We start from the raw sequence: 1,263 nt of genomic DNA on the forward strand, positions 1-1,263 counted from the left end.
ATGTCAGATTGTTCATTATTCTGGTTTCAGACAGTTGCGCACTGGAGAGCGGACAAGCAACAGGATCGGCAGGAACCGTTGCGAGCGGCACTCTGGTTAATATGTGGCAGGGGAAAGCTTGCGTGGTGACGTCGCGGTCGTTTTCGCTTCGAAAACCGTGAGGTACGCACAGAAATGACGTTCATCGAAAACGTGTCAGTCGCTTGGCGAGGTATTTCTGATAGGGTGTGTGACAGTCGTACAGTCCGTCAAGCGTCTGGCTTGCTCCAGCGATGCTCTGCGCTACCGCAGAGCCTGCATCACTGGAGTCCAACAAAATCCCAGAGGCCCACATCAACAAGAAACGCCTCATCTAAGTCCTTTCACCTGACACGTCCAGTTCCCGGCTCATCAGCCTGAAGATAGCGTCCCCAGGAATGGTGCTGCGAATTGACATCGAACAGCATGATGCACGACTGCCATCATCGACGAAACCGGCACATGTTGATCAGGTAGCCTATTTCATTGGCCTACCGGCTCAAAGCATTTCGGAAATTTCAATGTCGTGCGTCCGCCGATTGCGATCGTTTTTCGATAGAATGAGCAGTTCTTGGAGAATGTAGCCCACTACAACCAATGTGGCGGAGGTGTCGGATTGTCTTGATCTGAACCCTTCAAATTGGACCGTTTTTGGTTAGAGTTTTCCGGWGCATTTTCCTGGCTGGGAAAGGAACGGAAGAYGATGAAAGCATCGCAGTTTTCGGACGYACAGARGGCGTTCATTCTGAAGCAGGGTGATGAAGGMGTGTCGGTGGYGGAGATCTGCCGGAAGGCAGGTATCAGCCAGGCGACCTATTTCAACTGGAAGAAAAAATACGCGGGCATGCTGCCGCCGGAGATGAAGAAGCTGAAGCAGCTCGAGGACGAGAATACGCGGTTGAAGAAGATCGTCGCGGACCTGACGCTGGACCGTGAGAYGTTGCAGGATGTYATTCGGCGAAAGCTCTAAGGCCTGGTGGTGGAGTGATGAGGTGGACGGCCTCCGCACCCAACACTGTTGTGGCATACTGTGGCTGTCAAAGGTCACAATCGGGAGAACCGTCCATGAAGGAAGTTATCACAGTCGGCCTGGATATCGCCAAGCACGTTTTTCAGGTCCACGGCGTCGATCAAAAGGGCGATACTGTTCTGCGGAGGAAGCTCCGGCGATCGGAGATCATCAGCTTTTTCGATCACCTGCCACCCTGTTTGATTGGGGTTGAGGCGTGCGCCACGGCTCATCAC

At 53.2% G+C, this 1,263-nt stretch carries 2 pseudogenes; both read left to right on the forward strand.

Annotation, left to right across the window (positions count from 1 at the left end):
* Nucleotides 1–721: 721 nt before the first annotated feature.
* Nucleotides 722–982, forward strand: a pseudogene (locus tag AB4Z23_RS27085) (transposase); the annotation flags it as partial.
* A 101-nt stretch (nt 983–1,083) separates the two neighbouring features.
* Nucleotides 1,084–1,263 (forward strand): annotated as a pseudogene (locus AB4Z23_RS27090) (IS110 family transposase); the annotation flags it as partial.

This window comes from Agrobacterium sp. MCAB5, assembly GCF_052114365.1.
Lineage (GTDB): Bacteria > Pseudomonadota > Alphaproteobacteria > Rhizobiales > Rhizobiaceae > Agrobacterium > Agrobacterium tumefaciens.